The organism is Rhodococcus sp. SJ-2, from assembly GCF_053750035.1.
In genome coordinates, this window is sequence record NZ_CM132340.1 from 2,510,307 (window position 1) to 2,528,758 (window position 18,452).

The following is an 18,452-nucleotide window of genomic DNA, read 5'->3' on the forward strand; positions in this document are numbered from 1 at the left end:
CTACGCTGCGACTGTCGGGAAGCCGCCCATACGGTCCAGATGATTCTCGACGTCGTCGAGGAAGCCCGGAGGAAAGCGCAGCTTGCCGGAGCGCGCGCGGCGCAGGAACCCGGCGGTGGCTCTTGCCGACAGCAACCGGGACTCGTCGAGGAACCCGCCGAGATCCTCGTACGGAGAGTGGACCGGCCACAGTGATTCGTGGACGCGGAAGGTCTTGCCCTGCATACCCCAGGCCGCACTCGGCCAGGCATCGCCCGTTGCCAGAGGCGTCTCGTGGTCGGGGGAGTACTCGATCCGATGGCTGAGCCGGTGACCCACCCACGACGCCATCCGTACGCTCACCGCATTGCCGACGAGTCGCCACCGGTGTCCGGGCCGGACGCCGGTAGCCTGGACGGCCGGTGCTGTCCAATCGGGGTCGAAGCCCTGGAGTCGTTCGGCGTCGATCAGGCCGGGGGTCACTATCTCGCCCGACGGCAACCGCACCGCAGGCGGACTTGCGATACCCAGCGTCGAGCCGCCCTTGAGAGTGGGGACTGCATTGATCGCCCATCCGAGGCCGCGGACACCCTCAGTCCAGTAGAACCCGCACGGATAGAGGTCGGGATTGCCTTCGACGGGCATGCCTGCGTCCTCGCCGAACAGCACGGTTCGAGGATCCTCGGTACGGGAGGCGACCATCAGAACACGCTGCCTGCGCTGCGGTAGACCGAAAGCGCGAGCGTCGACGACGCGGTACGCCCACATGTACCCGAGCTCACCCAGCGCGTCGGTGATGTGCCGCATCGCAGCACCCCGGCCGAGCTGCAGCATGAACGGCACATTCTCGATGACCAGCCAGCGGGGACCGTTCTTCCTCTTCACAAGCCGGAAGACCTCATCGACGAGGCTGGACTTCGACCCCGTGATCCCCGCGGTCCGGCCTGCCTGAGAAAGGTCCTGGCAGGGGAAGCCTGCCGCCACCAGTTCCGTGTTCTGGGGAAGAGAGCGCAGGCGCGTCACATCAGGGTGCAGAGGAATGTCCGGAAACCGCGTGCCGAGGACAGCTTGTGCTCCTGGGTCCACCTCGCACAGAAGCTCGGTGTTCCAGCCGTGCTCCGTCAGCCCCAGCTCGAGGCCACCGATTCCGGCGAACAACCCGACCATGTTCCCCGTCGACGTCACGGCACCCTTCCTCGCTCGGCTCAAACGGAGACGTTACTCGAGAGTTGTACTGATCCGTGAGTCGACGCATGAACACGGTGTCGTCCCGCGATGAACACCCTCACCGAGGCTTCGGTCCTTCGCTACGGTGATTTCGTGGTTGTACACGCCGAACCCCCGCTCGTGGTGATCCGTGGTGCTTCGGGGTCGGGTAAGAGCACAGTGACCAAGGCCCTACGGCACCGCTTCGGTAAGGCAGAGTGCGCGGTCGTCGCCCAAGACAACGTCCGTCGCACGATCTTGCGTGAGCGCGATGAACCGGGAGGTCTCAACATCGACCTCATCGAGATGATCGCGACGGAGTGCATGAAGCGGGGGCGGTTGACCATCATCGAGGGGATTCTCGACCCCGACCGGTACGGCGAAATGCTCGAGCGTCTCGCGAGGTCGACCGACCGCTCCTTCTTCTATGTCTTCGACCTCTCGTTCGAGCAGACTCTTGCCCGACATGCCACGCGTCCGGAGGCAGCCGAGTTCAGTCCTGCAGACATGGGCACGTGGTACCGGGGGCTCCAGCTCCTGCCTTTCGTGGCGGAGACAGTGTTCGACGTGTCCTGGTCTGCGGATGCGGTGGTGGGCCGTATCCACGACGACCTTCGGTCCTCCACTGACCGATTCGGTGCCGATGACGGGCGCACTTCCGGACAAAAACCCATTTGACCTGGCGATTTGGTGTTCCGGCAGGACCTCGCGTAACTTATTCCAGGTCAGAGCGACACGGACACCGACCCGGACCGCACGGTCAGGGACAACGAGGTTGGACGAAGACGCCTGAATTTCACTGGTACGACACCTTCTGGTAAGGTTTCGCACCGCCCCTGGTTCCGAACCGCACACGGATTTGCGTCCGTGAGTGAAACGGTCTAGGCTGGAACAGTTGCCTCGGAACGAGCCGGATGTGTCCGGTGAGTGATGATGTGTGCGTGTTCTTTGAGAACTCAACAGTGTGCCGATGAATGTCAGTGCCAATTATTTTGGTGCGATCACCGATGATGTTCGGTGGTCGAATTTGCTGATCATCACATTCTTCCGTCTGTGGTGGTCAGTGTTTTGCTAGTTTGAGTTTTTTTGCTAGTGATTTGGCTCGATGTCTTTGACTGATCAGCCCTTCGGGGTTTTGATTATGAGTCTTTAACGGAGAGTTTGATCCTGGCTCAGGACGAACGCTGGCGGCGTGCTTAACACATGCAAGTCGAACGATGAAGCCCAGCTTGCTGGGTGGATTAGTGGCGAACGGGTGAGTAACACGTGGGTGATCTGCCCTGCACTTCGGGATAAGCCTGGGAAACTGGGTCTAATACCGGATATGACCAAAGGCTGCATGGTTTTTGGTGGAAAGTTTTTCGGTGCAGGATGAGCCCGCGGCCTATCAGCTTGTTGGTGGGGTAATGGCCTACCAAGGCGACGACGGGTAGCCGGCCTGAGAGGGCGACCGGCCACACTGGGACTGAGACACGGCCCAGACTCCTACGGGAGGCAGCAGTGGGGAATATTGCACAATGGGCGAAAGCCTGATGCAGCGACGCCGCGTGAGGGATGACGGCCTTCGGGTTGTAAACCTCTTTCACCAGGGACGAAGCGCAAGTGACGGTACCTGGAGAAGAAGCACCGGCCAACTACGTGCCAGCAGCCGCGGTAATACGTAGGGTGCGAGCGTTGTCCGGAATTACTGGGCGTAAAGAGCTCGTAGGCGGTTTGTCGCGTCGTCTGTGAAATCCCGCAGCTCAACTGCGGGCTTGCAGGCGATACGGGCAAACTCGAGTACTGCAGGGGAGACTGGAATTCCTGGTGTAGCGGTGAAATGCGCAGATATCAGGAGGAACACCGGTGGCGAAGGCGGGTCTCTGGGCAGTAACTGACGCTGAGGAGCGAAAGCGTGGGTAGCGAACAGGATTAGATACCCTGGTAGTCCACGCCGTAAACGGTGGGCGCTAGGTGTGGGTTTCCTTCCACGGGATCCGTGCCGTAGCTAACGCATTAAGCGCCCCGCCTGGGGAGTACGGCCGCAAGGCTAAAACTCAAAGGAATTGACGGGGGCCCGCACAAGCGGCGGAGCATGTGGATTAATTCGATGCAACGCGAAGAACCTTACCTGGGTTTGACATGTACCGGACGACTGCAGAGATGTGGTTTCCCTTGTGGTCGGTATACAGGTGGTGCATGGCTGTCGTCAGCTCGTGTCGTGAGATGTTGGGTTAAGTCCCGCAACGAGCGCAACCCTTGTCCTGTGTTGCCAGCACGTAATGGTGGGGACTCGCAGGAGACTGCCGGGGTCAACTCGGAGGAAGGTGGGGACGACGTCAAGTCATCATGCCCCTTATGTCCAGGGCTTCACACATGCTACAATGGTCGGTACAGAGGGCTGCGATACCGTGAGGTGGAGCGAATCCCTTAAAGCCGGTCTCAGTTCGGATCGGGGTCTGCAACTCGACCCCGTGAAGTCGGAGTCGCTAGTAATCGCAGATCAGCAACGCTGCGGTGAATACGTTCCCGGGCCTTGTACACACCGCCCGTCACGTCATGAAAGTCGGTAACACCCGAAGCCGGTGGCCTAACCCCTTGTGGGAGGGAGCCGTCGAAGGTGGGATCGGCGATTGGGACGAAGTCGTAACAAGGTAGCCGTACCGGAAGGTGCGGCTGGATCACCTCCTTTCTAAGGAGCATCTGTCCATGCATCCCGAAGAGTCGGTGAATGTGTGTGACCAGAGGCCGTTTGTCTCCGTATGTGGGACACGGTTGCTCATGGGTGGAACGCTGGCAATCATCACTGCGATGCGAGGAGGCCATGTTCTTCTCGGCGGTGGTTATATCGGTGCGCTGTTGGGTCCTGAGGGAACACGTTTTCGTGTTTTTTCAGCGACGATGATCCACGAAACAAGACACGGTGTGTGTTCTTGCGGTAGGGGTTGTTGTGTGTTGTTTGAGAACTGCACAGTGGACGCGAGCATCTTTGTTGTAAGTGTTTATGAGCGTACGGTGGATGTCTTGGCACCAGGAGCCGATGAAGGACGTGGGAGGCTGCGATATGCCTCGGGGAGCTGTCAACCGAGCTGTGATCCGAGGATTTCCGAATGGGGAAACCCAGCACGAGTGATGTCGTGTTACCCGCGCCTGAATATATAGGGCGTGTGGAGGGAACGTGGGGAAGTGAAACATCTCAGTACCCACAGGAAGAGAAAACAATATGTGATTCCGTCAGTAGTGGCGAGCGAACGCGGAAGAGGCCAAACCATGGGTGTGTGATACCTGGCAGGGGTTGCACTTGTGGGGTTGTGGGGCTTTTCTTCTCATCACTGTCATGATGAGCGAGAGTAAGAAACCGGTGGATTAGTCGAAGTGGTCTGGAACGGCCTGTCGTAGAGGGTGAGAATCCCGTAGACGAAAATTTGCCGGCTCTCGTGAAAGGTACCCAAGTAGCACCGGGCCCGTGAAATCCGGTGTGAATCTGTCGGGACCACCCGATAAGCCTGAATACTCCCTGGTGACCGATAGCGGACTAGTACCGTGAGGGAAAGATGAAAAGTACCCCGGGAGGGGAGTGAAATAGTACCTGAAACCGTGCGCTTACAATCCGTCAGAGCCTGTGCAGTCTTTGGTGGCTGGTGGGTGATGGCGTGCCTTTTGAAGAATGAGCCTGCGAGTTAGTGGCATGTCGCGAGGTTAACCCGTGTGGGGTAGCCGTAGCGAAAGCGAGTCCGAATAGGGCGGTGCAGTGGCATGTTCTAGACCCGAAGCGGAGTGATCTACCCATGGCCAGGGTGAAGCGATGGTAAGACGTCGTGGAGGCCCGAACCCACTTAGGTTGAAAACTGAGGGGATGAGTTGTGGGTAGGGGTGAAAGGCCAATCAAACTCCGTGATAGCTGGTTCTCCCCGAAATGCATTTAGGTGCAGCGTCGCGTGTTTCACTCTGGAGGTAGAGCTACTGGATGGCCGATGGGCCCTACAAGGTTACTGACGTCAGCCAAACTCCGAATGCCAGGGTGTGAGAGCGCGGCAGTGAGACTGCGGGGGATAAGCTTCGTAGTCGAGAGGGAAACAGCCCAGATCGCCGGCTAAGGCCCCTAAGCGTGTACTAAGTGGAAAAGGATGTGGGATCGCTGAGACAACCAGGAGGTTGGCTTAGAAGCAGCCACCCTTGAAAGAGTGCGTAATAGCTCACTGGTCAAGTGGTCCTGCGCCGACAATGTAGCGGGGCTCAAGTACACCGCCGAAGCCGCGGCATTCGCATGACACACGCTTGTTTCTGCGGAAACTTGTGCAGTGGTGTGGATGGGTAGGGGAGCGTCGTGTGGCCGTGGAAGCAGCAGTGTGAACTAGTTGTGGAGGCCATGCGAGTGAGAATGCAGGCATGAGTAGCGAAAGACGAGTGAGAAACTCGTCCGCCGAATGACCAAGGGTTCCTGGGCCAGGTTAATCCGCCCAGGGTGAGTCGGGACCTAAGGCGAGGCCGACAGGCGTAGTCGATGGACAACGGGTTGATATTCCCGTACCCGTGTGAACGCGCCCCTGATGAATCACTGGTACTAACCGTCCTGAAGCAGGTCTGTTCCCTTCGGGGGATGGGTGTGTGGATGCACGGGACCTTCGGTGGTAGTAGTCAAGCGATGGGGTGACGCAGGAAGGTAGCTGGGCCGGCTGGTGGAATAGCCGGTGTAAGCCTGTAGGGCGAGTGGTAGGCAAATCCGCCACTCATGTGCCTGAGAGGTGATGCGTAGCCGTTGTGGTGAATTCAGTGATCCTATGCTGCCGAGAAAAGCCTCTAGCGAGCTTTCACATGGCCCGTACCCCAAACCGACACAGGTGGTCAGGTAGAGAATACTGAGGCGATCGAGATAACTGTGGTTAAGGAACTCGGCAAAATGCCCCCGTAACTTCGGGAGAAGGGGGACCTCGTCTGGTGATCGCCTTTACGGTGTGAGCTGGGTGGGGTCGCAGAGACCAGAGAGAAGCGACTGTTTACTAAAAACACAGGTCCGTGCGAAGTCGTAAGACGATGTATACGGACTGACGCCTGCCCGGTGCTGGAAGGTTAAGAGGACCGGTTAGCTGCCCTTGTGGTGGCGAAGCTGAGAATTTAAGCCCCAGTAAACGGCGGTGGTAACTATAACCATCCTAAGGTAGCGAAATTCCTTGTCGGGTAAGTTCCGACCTGCACGAATGGCGTAACGACTTCTCTGCTGTCTCGACCACAGACTCGGCGAAATTGCATTACGAGTAAAGATGCTCGTTACGCGCGGCAGGACGAAAAGACCCCGGGACCTTCACTATAGCTTGGTATTGGTGTTCGGTTCGGTTTGTGTAGGATAGGTGGGAGACTGTGAAGCGGGCACGCCAGTGTTTGTGGAGTCGTTGTTGAAATACCACTCTGATCGTATTGGATGTCTAACCTCGGGCCCTGATCGGGTTCAGGGACAGTGCCTGGTGGGTAGTTTAACTGGGGCGGTTGCCTCCTAAAATGTAACGGAGGCGCCCAAAGGTTCCCTCAGCCTGGTTGGCAATCAGGTGTTGAGTGTAAGTGCACAAGGGAGCTTGACTGTGAGACTGACAGGTCGAGCAGGGACGAAAGTCGGGACTAGTGATCCGGCACCGGCATGTGGAAGCGGTGTCGCTCAACGGATAAAAGGTACCCCGGGGATAACAGGCTGATCTTCCCCAAGAGTCCATATCGACGGGATGGTTTGGCACCTCGATGTCGGCTCGTCGCATCCTGGGGCTGGAGTAGGTCCCAAGGGTTGGGCTGTTCGCCCATTAAAGCGGCACGCGAGCTGGGTTTAGAACGTCGTGAGACAGTTCGGTCTCTATCCGCCGCGCGCGTAAGAAACTTGAGGAAGGCTGTCCCTAGTACGAGAGGACCGGGACGGACGAACCTCTGGTGTGCCAGTTGTCCCGCCAGGGGCATGGCTGGTTGGCTACGTTCGGAAGGGATAACCGCTGAAAGCATCTAAGCGGGAAGCCTGTTCCAAGATGAGGTTTCTCACCCTTTATTGGGGTAAGGCCCCCGGCAGACCACCGGGTTGATAGGCCGGAACTGGAAGCGCAGTAATGTGTGGAGGTGACTGGTACTAATAGGCCGAGGACTTATCATGAAGGTGTTACGCGTCCACTGTGCGGTGTCTGAAACAGCACCCGATTCGTCAGAATTGGGTGGGCGGAGCTCCTGATGTGAGGGGGCTGTGTTCACTCGGTTCGACACGCGTGAGCGTGGGTATAGTTTCATAGAGTTACGGTGGTTATAGCGATGGGGAAACGCCCGGTCCCATTCCGAACCCGGAAGCTAAGCCTGTCTGCGCCGATGGTACTGCACTCGTCAGGGTGTGGGAGAGTAGGTCGCCGCCGTGCATTTGTTCCGAGAGGGGCCCCACGTTGTGGGGTCCCTTTCGTGTTTTCGTAGGTGGAGAGAGTTCAGGGAGGGCGGGGATGGTGTCCCTGTCCTCCCTGGCTCTTGTTGTTTTCAGTGTGTGGGTTTCGTGTGGGGTCGGGTGGTGTTCGGTCGGGGTGCCGGTTTCGGTTTCGGGTGCCCACCGGGCGTCGGAAGTGCGCGGGTGAGGCGTGGTGCCCAACCACTCGTCGGCCAGCGTTTGAGTCCGAGACGATCCGGAGTCAGACGTGTATTGACAAAGGCTGTTTCGAGCTCGGGGTCGGCTTCCCCGCGGAACCGGTAGAGAATTGTGCCGCCGTTTTCTTCGGTGCGGGCACCCGCTTCCCAACCTGTCGCTCGATATACACCGCGCACTATGTTGTCGGCGACGACGATGATCGGCAGTCCGTCGATTCCTCGGGCTGCGGTCCCTGCCGGCCAGGGACGCGACGCGAGTTCACGTACGGCCTCCGTCGACGCCTTCTTTGCCTCGTTGATACGCAGAACCACACACGGCGTGGGAGGTTCGGGCGCGGCCTGGGCCGAGTACTGACGCACGATCTCCGAAATCGGAATTGCGGTGCGGTCGGCTTCGGACTCCTCGTTCGTGCCTGCGAGGTTCGTCAGTACCGGTTCTCCGCGATGCGGTTCGAGCAGCCCGAGCGAGCTGATGACTGCCTGCGCGACGTCACTTGCCGTGTGCTCCGGATCGGTCGCGGGGCGCAGCGCATCGGCGATGATGAAGTGTTCGACCGAGTAGCCGGAGTCGTACACCGCCTTGATGCGACGGAGTGCCGCCTCGGTCTCAGGCGTCGCGACGGGCGCCTTCTCTTTCGACTCCTCGAGTTTGTGGGTTTCACCGAGCGCTGTCCAGGTGAGTGTGAAGATGCGATTGGCTCTACCGATTCCGACGTAGAGGATGCTGCGGTCGCGGGAGTCCACAATCGCGTAGACATAGGCACCGAGCTGGTCGATCACGTTCTTCTGGAGCGGTCTGGGTGTCGGCGTCCGGTCGTCGACCTTGGTGACGATAGCGCGCAGAACGGTCAGCCGGAGTGCTACGGGGACTGCACCGGCAGCACCCCCGAACAGTTCGCGGTTGGCGGAGTCGATCGAACTGAATGTGCGTCCACTGTTGCGTGCCAGGGCACCCAGCGCGAGTGTGAACTCGGAGAGTCTCTGCCGTGGGTCGTCCGCGGTTTCCGGAAGCTCATTGCTGGTCAGGAACATCTGGATTTCCGGAGACTCCAGCAATGTCTGGGCGATGTTCAGAGGAACTGTCCACACGGTGCGCATGAAGCGACTCTAGGCCAATACAGGGCGGAGGAACCGTTTCCGGGACGGCTGCGTCGGACAGTTTTCGATCTTCATTCCGTGGCGGATGTCCGCACAGCCGATGAATGGATTCGATGGGTGGATCGATCCGAGGTCTGGAGACATCGATGCAGGTAGGCGTGGTGTAGGGAGCTCCCCCCACGAGGGGGAGAACTGTGCTGTGAGAAGTCTCCTTGCCGTGGGATCTCCAATTACGGCACCGATGCCGCTCGGCGACGACTTGTCGCATACGGTATAGATCGTGAGCAGCCCAGACTCTGATGCCGTTCGTCCTGCGGCAACCCCAGCGTCCAACTGGCCCGCGCTCTTGACCTGGCGGTCGCTGGACGCGCCCCGGATGGAATCGGTACGTGTGCAGCTGAGCGGCCAGCGCATCAAGGCGACCGGCCGTATCGTCGGAGCCGAATGTTCTGAACATCCGGCGTTCAGCGCCTCCTACGACCTCGTGACGGATGAGGACGGAGTCACCCGTCGGCTGTCGGTGCGCACGACGATGGCAGCCGGTGAGCGGCACATGTCCATCAGCCGGTCCGGAGAGGGCATCTGGATGGTGGACAGTGGGACCCACCATCAGCGAGCATCATTCGGTGGGGCGCTCGACGTCGATGTGATCCTCAGCCCATTTTTCAACGCCTTGCCGATCCGGCGTTACCGCCTGCAAGAAGGCGCCGACGAACTCGAAGTTCCTGTTGTGTATGTCAATCTGCTCGACCTGACGGTGCAGGAAGCCACGGTGATATACAGCAGCGCCGCGGACGGGATCCACGTTCTGTCACCGGTGTCGTCTTCCTCCGTCACGGTCGACGAAGACGGATTCGTCGTCACCTATCGCGGGTTGGCCGAACGCATCTAGTTTTCGTCGACGCCCTCCACCGCCAGCGCGGCAGCAAGCGCCGCGGACTCTGCGGGGTGGCTACCGTGCCCACCGGTGCCTGCGGTGAGCCCGACGATCTGCAGCCCGATGCCTGCGTCGCCGGGCGCGGGCACCGAGATCGCGGGTACACCCAGCACGCTGAACGGGATGCAGCGTTGGAGCAGGGGCGCTCGCAGCTCGGCAGGATCGCTGTTCAGGCTCGCGGATCGGATGCCCGTGGTGGCAGTGATCAGTGCGTCGAGGTTCTCGGTGCGACGCAAGCGCTCGAGGACACCGTGCCGGAGCTTCTGAGCCGTCCGTAGCGCACGGAGGTACTCGTGGGCGGGCCGATCCCTCTGAGCCTCCAGGAGCGTAGCCGTGGGCGTCTGATAGCGACCAGGGTCGGCCTCGAACCTGTCGCGGTGGGTTTCGTATGCCTCGGATCCGGTGATGATCGGGTACACGCCGAGCAGATCGTCCGTTTCGGGCAGAGCGACATCCACGACCTCGGCGCCGAGATCTGTGAGGGTCTGGCATGCCAGGTCTGCTGCAGCGTCGAACTCCGTGTCGGCGAGGTCCCAGATTCCGCCGCGGAGCCGGCCGATTCTCAGCCCTGACACCGGGGAACGTAGATGCGCGACTCCTGGCATCGCCCCCCATGCGAGTGCGGTGTCGAGGCTGTCGGTGGTGAGCAGGCCGACGTGGTCGAAGGTTGTGGACAGCGGAAAGATACCGTCGACGGGTAGTGCCCCGCTGCTCGGCTTGAATCCGGCGATGCCGCACAACGCCGCAGGTGTGCGGACGCTGCAACCGGTGTCGGTGCCGATGGCGACCGGCACGATGCCCTTCGCGACGAGCACCGCGGAACCGGAGGACGATCCTCCGCTGATGAGGGCAGGATCGTGCGGATGAGCAGCCGGACCCGAGGCGTTGACCAGGCCGGTAGGTCCGTACGCGAACTCGTGCAGGTGCGTCTTCGCGACGATGATCGCACCGGACCCACGCAACCTCTCGATGATGCGGGCGTCCCGGTCGGCCGCCGGTTCGTCGGCGAAGACATTGCTGCCGCAGCGCGTCGGCAGCCCCGCGACATCGATGTTGTCCTTGACCGCGATCGCGACGCCGTGCAGCGGGCCGATCCAGTTACCCGCAGCGATCTCGGCGTCCGCACGTGCTGCGCTCTCGAGGGCTGCAGCGTCGTCGCGGGCGGCCACGATGTTGGACCAGGGTGTGCCTGCCAGCGAGTCGAGATCTGCGAGGACCTGGCGGACGTGTTCGGTCGCGGTGAGTTTTCCGGTGGTGAGGGCCGCAGCGGTATCGCGAAGGTTCGTCACACCCACACACCTCCTTGCCGTCCGGCTTCTCTCAGGCGTTCGATCCAATTGTCGTCGCCGGGCATGATCCCGGTGATCGGATGGCGTCGGCGCTGTTCGTAACGCGTGCGGGCAGCGTGACCGCGGCGAGTGAGGTCGCCGGTGCTGCCGTTTGCGAGCTGCTCACGTGCCGCGCGTAGGACGTCGAGGGTCTCGTCCAGGGTCTCGAGAAGTGCAGTGGCGTTCCCTTCGCACATCGCGTCGACGAGGCCGGGTGCGGTCGCCGCGACACGTGTCCCGTCGCGGAACGATCCGGCTGCGAGCCCGAGCGCGAGGTCGCCGCCTGCGGCTCCAGAGATCGCGAGTGCTTCGGCCAGCAGATGCGGCAGATGGGAGATCCGCGCGACCGCGGCATCGTGTTCGCGGGATTCGGCGGGGACGACGACAGAACCGCAGTCGAGGGCAAGCGCGGCGACCTGCTGCCACAACTCGGGATCCGTGTCGTCGTCGACGGTGACGACCCACACGGCGTCGCGGAAGAGATCCGCGGACCCGGCTTCCCACCCCGACTCGGCTGTCCCGGCCATCGGATGACCCCCGACGAAGCGCGCCGACAGTCCGCGAGCAGCGACTGCGTCGGCGATCTGTGCTTTCACGCTGACGACGTCGGTGAACGCCACGTTGGGCGCGTGCGTGGCGATGGCGGCCAGAATCGAGTCGACGGCGGGCACCGGCACAGCGAGCACCACCAGTGCTCGAGCTTCTTCCGCACGCGCCAGTGTGGCTGTGAGATCGGTGGATGCGTCGAACCCGTCCGCGACGGCGGCGTCCACCGCATGTGCCGATCGGTTGTATCCCCAGGCTCGACGGCCCGTCGCTGTCGCGGCCCGGAGCACGGATCCGCCGATCAGACCGAGACCGAGTACACAGATTGGGGGCGCGGCGGCAGGTGTGGGCACCGCTTCAGATTGGCATATTCACCGGTGGGCTTCATTCGTGGGACCGGGCCGACTACCGTTGCGCGCATGGCTGCACAGCGTGTCGGGGACAAGAGCCCCGCGGTGAGTTCGACAGAGGACTTCGAAGGTTTTGCCGTTGCAGTGACGCGTGAGGACGGACGCTGGAAGTGCCGTGCACTGTCAGCATCAGCATTGACGAGCCTCGACGCGGCGGTGACGGAATTGCGTGAGCTCCGGAGCTCCGGAGCAGTGTTCGGTCTGCTCAATGTGGACGACGAATTCTTCATCGTCGTTCGTCCTGCACCGGCAGGCACTCAACTGTTGTTGTCGGACGCCTCGATGGCCGTGGATTACGACATCGCGGCCGATGTTCTCGATGCACTGAACGTCGAGATCCCGGATATCGACCCTGACGAACTCGACGATGTGGAGCCCTGGGAAGAGGGTGACCTCGCAATCCTGGCCGACATGGGGCTGCCCGAGCCGGTGTTGGCGGTGATCCTGTCGGAGACGGATCTGTATCCCGACGAGCAGATCGAAGAGATCGCGCAGCGACTCGGATTCGACGACGTGTTGAGCGCGACGCTCGACAAGATGAATTAGATGGGACTGCGCGACGACGAGGAGCTGATCCGGGTCGCGTTGGAAGCTGCGGCCGCTGCGCCCACCGGGGATGTCCCGGTGGGCGCGGTGGTGTTCGCACCCGACGGTACCGAGCTCGCTCGCGGCGCGAACTCACGCGAGGCGACCGGCGATCCGACAGCTCATGCCGAGGTGCTGGCGCTGAGGGCTGCCGCGCAGGTCTACGGGGACGGGTGGCGGCTCGAGGGTGCAACTCTCGCCGTGACATTGGAACCGTGCACGATGTGCGCTGGTGCGCTGGTGCTTTCTCGGGTGTCGCGCGTGGTCTTCGGTGCGTGGGAGCCGAAGACGGGTGCTGTGGGGTCGCTGTGGGACGTCGTACGTGATCGTCGGCTCACGCACCGCCCCCAGGTCCGGGGCGGGGTGCTGGAGGAAGAGTGTGCGGAGATGTTGGAAGTGTTCTTCCGCGGCCGGCGCACGCCTCCGTTCGAGTCATGACCAGGCGATTTCGGCACGGCGACCCGATCCGGTAAAGTCTTCTAGCGGTGGCGTGTCCGAGCGGCCTAAGGAGCACGCCTCGAAAGCGTGTGACGGGTAACCCCCGTCCGTGGGTTCAAATCCCACCGCCACCGCCACGAGTCCCTCACCTGTTCACACAGGTGGGGGACTTTCTGTTGTGGGTGTGCGACCGCGCACGAAAAAGGCAGCCGCGCGTTGTCGGCACCGCGCGGCTGTCCGATGCGGCTGTATGTCCGATGCGGTTCAGGGGCGGTCGATCAGACGCTGCACGACCTCGAGCAGTTCGTCGACGTCTTCTGGCGGTGTGTCGTCGGTCTCGCCGGACATCGCCGCGCTGTAGTAGAGGCCGTCGCCGATCAACATGACAGCGCGCGCGGTTGCGGGGTCGGCGACAGTGTCGGTAAGGACGTCCATCCAACCCTGGCTGATCCGATTCAGTGCCAGACGGGCTCGCGGGATCGCGTTCTGGCTCAGCCGTGTGGTGGCAATGATGGCGCGGTCGAGTGGCGTGTCGGCGTAGACGGACGTACGGATGTAGTAGGCGGCCGGACCCTCGGGGGCGTCCCGCATGAGTGCGGCATCCCCCGCTGCGAGTTCTTCGACGTGATCGGCCAGACCCTCGACGAGGGCGTCCTTCGAGGGGAAGTGATAGAGCAGGCCGCCTTTCGACACGCCTGCAGCGGCAGCGACCGCGTCGAGGGTTGCGGCGCGTTCACCCTGTTCGAGAAGGATGGTTACGAAGGCGTCGAGCAGTTTGGCGCGGGCGGCAGGAGGGGGCGGCACAGGGCAGATGATACGACCCTCGTTACTGCACCGTCCAGATGGTATAGTAACGAGGGTTCGAATCTCAACTCTCTCGAAAGTCGATTGCCGTGTCGTTCACGCCTGTCTCATCACCGGACGCAACCGCAGATGTCCCCAAGGCAGGCCCCCGTGAGTGGGTGGCCCTTGCGGTCCTCATGCTCCCGGTGCTGCTGGTCTCGGTCGACAACACCGTGCTTGCGTTCGCGCTACCCGAGATCTCCGCAGCGCTGCGGCCGAGCGGGACACAACAGCTGTGGATCATCGACATCTACCCGTTGATTCTGGCGGGCCTGCTCGTCTCGATGGGCAGCTTCGGCGACCGCATCGGGCGACGACGGCTACTGCTGATCGGTGCAACAGGGTTTGCTGCGGTCTCTGTGATCGCGGCCTATGCGCCATCGGCGGAAGCGCTGATCGCGTCGCGTGCGGCACTGGGCTTCTTCGGGGCGATGCTGATGCCATCGACACTGTCGTTGCTGCGCAACATCTTCCTCGACGCGGAGCAACGTCGGCTCGCGATCGCGGTGTGGGCGTCGTGTTTCGCGGCGGGAGCCGCGCTCGGTCCGATCGTCGGCGGGTTCCTTCTCGAACATGCGTGGTGGGGCTCGGTGTTCTTGCTCGCGGTGCCGGTGCTGATCCCGCTGCTCGTTCTGGGCCCGGTCTTCGTGCCGGAATCCCGAGACCCCACACCGGGACGTATCGACGTGGTGAGCATTGCACTGTCGATGCTCGCGCTCGCGCCGCTGGTGTTCGCAATCAAGAATCTCGCCAACGGCAAATCGGTCGTCATGACGGCTGCATTCGCCGTCGTCGGGGTCGTTTCGCTCGTGTTGTTCGTGCGACGTCAGCTACGCCGGCCGGATCCCATGCTCGACGTGCGGCTGTTCCGTGTGCCCACGTTCAGCGGTGCGGTCCTGGTGAACTTGCTCTCGGTGGTCTCTCTCGTCGGGTTCCTGTTCTTCGTTTCCCAGCACCTCCAGCTGGTGATCGGGCAGAGCCCGATGCAGGCCGGTCTGAGCCTCGTTCCCGGGCTGGGTGTGATGGTGGTGGCGGGTCTGGCAGTGGTCACATTGGTGCGATGGGTCCGGCCGTCGACGATCATCGTGTCGGCGTTGTTGCTGTCGGCGCTCGGATACGCGCTCGTGTTGATGCTGGCCTCGCCCACGGCCCTTGCTCCGATCATCGTGGCGTTCGCGGTTCTCGGGGCAGGGATCGGCGCCGCCGAGACCCTGTCGAACGACCTGATCGTCTCTAGCGCGCCGCCGGAGAAGGCAGGCGCGGCGTCGGCGGTGTCCGAGACAGCGTACGAAATGGGCGCGGTGCTGGGAACCGCCGTGCTCGGCTCGATCCTCACCGCCTCCTACGGCGCAAACCTGCGGGTTCCGGCCGGCCTCGACCCGGAAGCCGCGACCGCCGCTCGGGAAACCTTGGGCGGTGCCCACGCCGTTGCCGACGCCCTGCCCGCGGAGCAGGCGACAGCCTTGCTCGGAGCCGCGGGAGAGGCGTTCGACAGCGGTGTGACCATCACGTCGGGAATCGGAATGGTGCTCATGGTGATCTCCGCGCTGCTGGCAGCGCGAATGCTCACAATGCGCGCACCTGCTTCACGATGATGACGTTTCCCGAATTCCGACGGTCGTGGCATCGGTTGCGGACCCGGCTCGGGGAACGGTGAAGGTCGCGGCGACACACGCGATGGCGACGACGAAGCACGCCGCGACATACCAGAGGTTGCCGATGGGATCGCCATTGTCGGTGACGCCGTCGACAGCCGAGAAATAGTCGGGCAACGCGGTGATCCAGAGGACCGCCAGCACGCCGAGGTACACCAGCGAGAACCGCTGGACGAACACGTTCGTGTAGGCGGGGGCGTCGGAGTCGCCGCGGCGCAGCCGCGACCACTGGCGAGCGAGCACCCAGATCGCAACCGCGCACAGGACGACGAGTTCGAGTGCGTACATGAACCCGCGCACCGTCGTGCTCCCCATTCCGACGACGGTGGCAGGGATCGGCAGGACGAATGTGCCTACCGATGCCAGGATTCCGATGACGACTGTGCGCCAGACCAATTGGAGGCCGGAGAAGCTCTCTCCCCGGTCGATGTGGCGGCCGACGAAAAATTGTGTACACAGGGCAAGGGACATCGGCCACAACGCGGCGAACACTACGACGCTCGGCAGCGGAACGGAGTCGAAGAACGGTTGGTTGATCGGATTGTCCAGGGACCATTCCCACCAGCGCAGTTGTGGCCCGAGGTGGTCGAAGATCTCGTAGAAGGCGTGGTGGACGAAGCCGACGGCCACTGCGCCCGCAATCACGCCGTATCTACGGAATACCCCGAGCATCCGGACAATCTCGAAGGACAGCGTCGCGAGCAGCGGATAGATCGCGACGATGTATAGAGGCAGTCTGCCCCACATGAATTCGACGGTGAACACGTTGTGCGCGAACATCGTGTCGACGTGCTGTTCGATCCCGAACGCGGCCGGGAAGTACAGGGGCGGTTCGATGATGAACAGGTATGCGCACGCGCCCAGCCACAGCACCAGGTTGGTGGGGTCACCGTGCCGGCGCAGTCGCATGATGGCGTAGACGAGAGCGAGCACTGCGCCGACGACGATGGTGAACTCGAGTACCGGCAACGTCCAGTTCTCGAGCGCCAGCGGGTTGCGGAGTTCGACGAGCCCGCCTGCCTCGTCGCAGGAGAAGCCGAGTCTCGTCGCGAGGTCTTCGAAGGTGGGCGAACACAGATCCGACATCAATTGACCCCCGGTGCAGCGGTTTCCGCGGTGTACCACTTGGTGACGTCATATCCGGCGTCGAAGCGCTCGAACCACACTCCGGCGAGTTCGGGTAGATCTTCATGCTCGGGGTTGTGCTTCGGCAATTGGCTTCGGATGATGCCGCGTAGCGCGATGAGCTGTTCGCCGAGCCCGAGGTCGTCGAACGCACGTGGCATCGGCCCGGCATTTGCGGCCTGCATCCCCGGAATCATCTGCAGCAGCTTCTGCTTACGCCGATACGACGCGAACATCGACAGTGCGTCGATCTTGCGGTCTTCGAGAGGGACGTGCTTGTTGAAGCCCGCGCACGCGATTCGGATGACGTCGAGTACGTGCTTGAACACCGAGGCGGCCACGCGCATGCGGTAGACGTCGCTGCCGACGACGGAGTCGTAGATGATCAGCGCCGAACTTCGATGCTCGACTTCCTCGACGAAATGCCAGATGAACAGGGATGCGACCCGGTCGTCGCCGGGGCGGAACAGCGACGCGTCGTTGTCGAGCATGAGTTTGAAGACAGGGGTGAAGGTCGCTTCGAGGTCTGCGGTGTAGGCCAGTCGGTACTTCAGCGACGTCTCGGCGGTGAGCTTGTCGTAGGCCCCGATCACCTCGTCGAGCGTTTCCTGCAGGCCGGGGTATCTCTTGATCAGGGCGCGGACGTGCTGGCGGTGCGCGGTGGAGTGCTGCCCTTCCTGTCGCATGAACGCGTCGGCTTCTTCGGCAACCACGGCGTCAGCGAATTGCGGCTTCGCCTCGGTGATCATCTGGACGATCATCTTCTCGAAACCGACTGCGAGAAACGAGACCGCGTTGGCCATGCTCGAGAAGGCGGGGTTCTCGGGGTTCCACAGGAAAGGCACGTCGTGGTCCTCGAACGCGAAACGCATCTTGCGGACGTGCAGGTTTGTCATTTCTTCTACCTCGTTCTCGGGGCTGTCCGGTCAGGTCGGGGCAGGTAGGACCGACGATTTGGAAGTATCATACGACTGGACTCAGGTATGTATGATGACTTTCGTGTAAAACTCCTGGCATACCCACTCCGGGATTGGGCTACGTGATAATGTCGGGCCCCTCATTTCAGGAGGCGGCTGTGGCACGTAGGCGAGGGTGGGGTGGGAGTCCGCCCGACAGCGACGATGAGGCAACCCGGCGCATCGTCGAGACCGCGGTCGACATCATCGGGCGCACCGGCGCGGCGATCAGCATCGCGCAGGTCGCGGAATCGCTGGGCGTCATCCGGCAGACGGTCTACCGCTATTTTCCCAGTGCAGATGCGCTGATGAAGGCTGCGGCCATCGCGTCGGTCGCCGGGTTCCTCGACCGTCTGGCCGACTGCGTCGAAGGCATCGTCGACCCCGTCGACGCGACCGTCGAAGCCGTCGTCTTCACCCTCGCGGAAGTGCGCCGCACTCCGCACCTCGGGCTTCTGCTGTCGAGTTCGTACGCGAACGTCCACCCCGAGAACATGACATCCGACGAAGCGCAGGCCTTCGGCATGACCATGATCCGACGGTTCGATGTCGAGTGGGAGAGCTACGGTTACGACGACGCGACGCTGCACGAACTCGTCGAATACCTTCTGCGGACTATGCAGTCGTTCTTCGTCTCTCCAGGCAACCCGCCACGAAGCGACGACGAGATGCGTCGTTATCTGCGCCGGTGGGTGGGGGCAGCGGTCGCGGCCCAAGTCGTTGCTCGATGACAAGCAACCCCGATTTCGCGGAAGAATTCGGCGGAGAGT

Annotated in this window: 13 protein-coding genes, 1 tRNA gene and 3 rRNA genes; 10 read left to right on the plus strand and 7 right to left on the minus strand. The window is 62.1% G+C overall.

The annotated features are described in order from the left end of the window. Positions 1-1,146, minus strand: a complete 1,146-nt coding sequence (locus tag ACSYG9_RS11725; RefSeq protein WP_454842943.1) for a DNA cytosine methyltransferase — start codon at positions 1,144-1,146, stop codon at positions 1-3. 108 nt (positions 1,147-1,254) lie between these two features. Here ACSYG9_RS11725 and ACSYG9_RS11730 point away from each other — a divergent pair, with 108 nt between their 5' ends. The 4 genes from ACSYG9_RS11730 to rrf all read left to right on the plus strand — a co-directional run bounded on the left by ACSYG9_RS11730 (position 1,255) and on the right by rrf (position 7,544). After that, on the plus strand, positions 1,255-1,863 hold the full coding sequence (locus tag ACSYG9_RS11730) for an AAA family ATPase (RefSeq protein ID WP_454842573.1): 609 nt from the start codon (positions 1,255-1,257) through the stop codon (positions 1,861-1,863). Between the two features lie 471 nt (positions 1,864-2,334). Beyond that, a 16S ribosomal RNA gene (locus tag ACSYG9_RS11735) occupies positions 2,335-3,856 on the plus strand. Positions 3,857-4,156: 300 nt separating this feature from the next. Continuing rightward, a 23S ribosomal RNA gene (locus ACSYG9_RS11740) occupies positions 4,157-7,291 on the plus strand. A 136-nt stretch (positions 7,292-7,427) separates the two neighbouring features. Continuing rightward, a 5S ribosomal RNA gene (gene rrf / locus ACSYG9_RS11745) occupies positions 7,428-7,544 on the plus strand. The 16S, 23S and 5S rRNA genes sit together here, the layout of an rRNA operon. Before the next feature lie 112 nt (positions 7,545-7,656). On the opposite strand, the gene ACSYG9_RS11750 is transcribed toward rrf, so the two are convergent. After that, complete coding sequence (locus ACSYG9_RS11750; RefSeq protein ID WP_440127310.1) at positions 7,657-8,859, minus strand: GIY-YIG nuclease family protein; 1,203 nt, start codon at positions 8,857-8,859, stop codon at positions 7,657-7,659. Between the two features lie 376 nt (positions 8,860-9,235). Here ACSYG9_RS11750 and ACSYG9_RS11755 point away from each other — a divergent pair, with 376 nt between their 5' ends. Next, complete coding sequence (locus ACSYG9_RS11755; RefSeq protein ID WP_247274876.1) at positions 9,236-9,751, plus strand: putative glycolipid-binding domain-containing protein; 516 nt, start codon at positions 9,236-9,238, stop codon at positions 9,749-9,751. Here ACSYG9_RS11755 and ACSYG9_RS11760 read toward each other — a convergent pair. Further along, a complete protein-coding gene (locus ACSYG9_RS11760) occupies positions 9,748-11,085 on the minus strand; it encodes an amidase (RefSeq protein WP_454842574.1) in 1,338 nt (445 codons plus the stop codon). The two genes, ACSYG9_RS11755 and ACSYG9_RS11760, sit on opposite strands and share 4 nt — an antisense overlap. Then, on the minus strand, positions 11,082-12,023 hold the full coding sequence (locus ACSYG9_RS11765) for a prephenate dehydrogenase (RefSeq protein WP_440127312.1): 942 nt from the start codon (positions 12,021-12,023) through the stop codon (positions 11,082-11,084). The genes ACSYG9_RS11760 and ACSYG9_RS11765 overlap by 4 nt, the downstream gene beginning before the upstream one ends. Positions 12,024-12,089: 66 nt before the next feature. Here ACSYG9_RS11765 and ACSYG9_RS11770 point away from each other — a divergent pair, with 66 nt between their 5' ends. The 3 genes from ACSYG9_RS11770 to ACSYG9_RS11780 all read left to right on the plus strand — a co-directional run bounded on the left by ACSYG9_RS11770 (position 12,090) and on the right by ACSYG9_RS11780 (position 13,240). Beyond that, complete coding sequence (locus ACSYG9_RS11770; RefSeq protein WP_440127313.1) at positions 12,090-12,626, plus strand: tRNA adenosine deaminase-associated protein; 537 nt, start codon at positions 12,090-12,092, stop codon at positions 12,624-12,626. Next, positions 12,627-13,103, plus strand: coding sequence for a deaminase (locus ACSYG9_RS11775; RefSeq protein WP_440127314.1), 477 nt, complete (start codon positions 12,627-12,629; stop codon positions 13,101-13,103). It abuts the gene before it with no gap. 46 nt (positions 13,104-13,149) lie between these two features. After that, positions 13,150-13,240 (plus strand) — tRNA-Ser (locus ACSYG9_RS11780). Positions 13,241-13,367: 127 nt separating this feature from the next. Here ACSYG9_RS11780 and ACSYG9_RS11785 read toward each other — a convergent pair. Beyond that, positions 13,368-13,907, minus strand: a complete 540-nt coding sequence (locus tag ACSYG9_RS11785) for a TetR family transcriptional regulator (RefSeq protein ID WP_440127315.1) — start codon at positions 13,905-13,907, stop codon at positions 13,368-13,370. A gap of 176 nt (positions 13,908-14,083) precedes the next feature. Here ACSYG9_RS11785 and ACSYG9_RS11790 point away from each other — a divergent pair, with 176 nt between their 5' ends. Beyond that, positions 14,084-15,541, plus strand: a complete 1,458-nt coding sequence (locus ACSYG9_RS11790; RefSeq protein WP_454842944.1) for an MFS transporter — start codon at positions 14,084-14,086, stop codon at positions 15,539-15,541. On the opposite strand, the gene ACSYG9_RS11795 is transcribed toward ACSYG9_RS11790, so the two are convergent. Then, positions 15,533-16,687, minus strand: a complete 1,155-nt coding sequence (locus ACSYG9_RS11795; protein WP_440127316.1) for a DUF7802 domain-containing protein — start codon at positions 16,685-16,687, stop codon at positions 15,533-15,535. The two genes, ACSYG9_RS11790 and ACSYG9_RS11795, sit on opposite strands and share 9 nt — an antisense overlap. After that, positions 16,687-17,622 carry a metal-dependent hydrolase gene (locus ACSYG9_RS11800; RefSeq protein WP_454842577.1) on the minus strand — a complete coding sequence of 312 codons (936 nt, stop codon included), beginning with the start codon at positions 17,620-17,622 and terminating at the stop codon, positions 16,687-16,689. Before ACSYG9_RS11800 ends, ACSYG9_RS11795 begins: the two co-directional genes overlap by 1 nt. Positions 17,623-17,801: 179 nt before the next feature. Between ACSYG9_RS11800 and ACSYG9_RS11805 the strand changes: the two genes are divergently transcribed. Further along, positions 17,802-18,413, plus strand: a complete 612-nt coding sequence (locus tag ACSYG9_RS11805; protein WP_440127318.1) for a TetR family transcriptional regulator — start codon at positions 17,802-17,804, stop codon at positions 18,411-18,413. Positions 18,414-18,452: the final 39 nt, after the last annotated feature.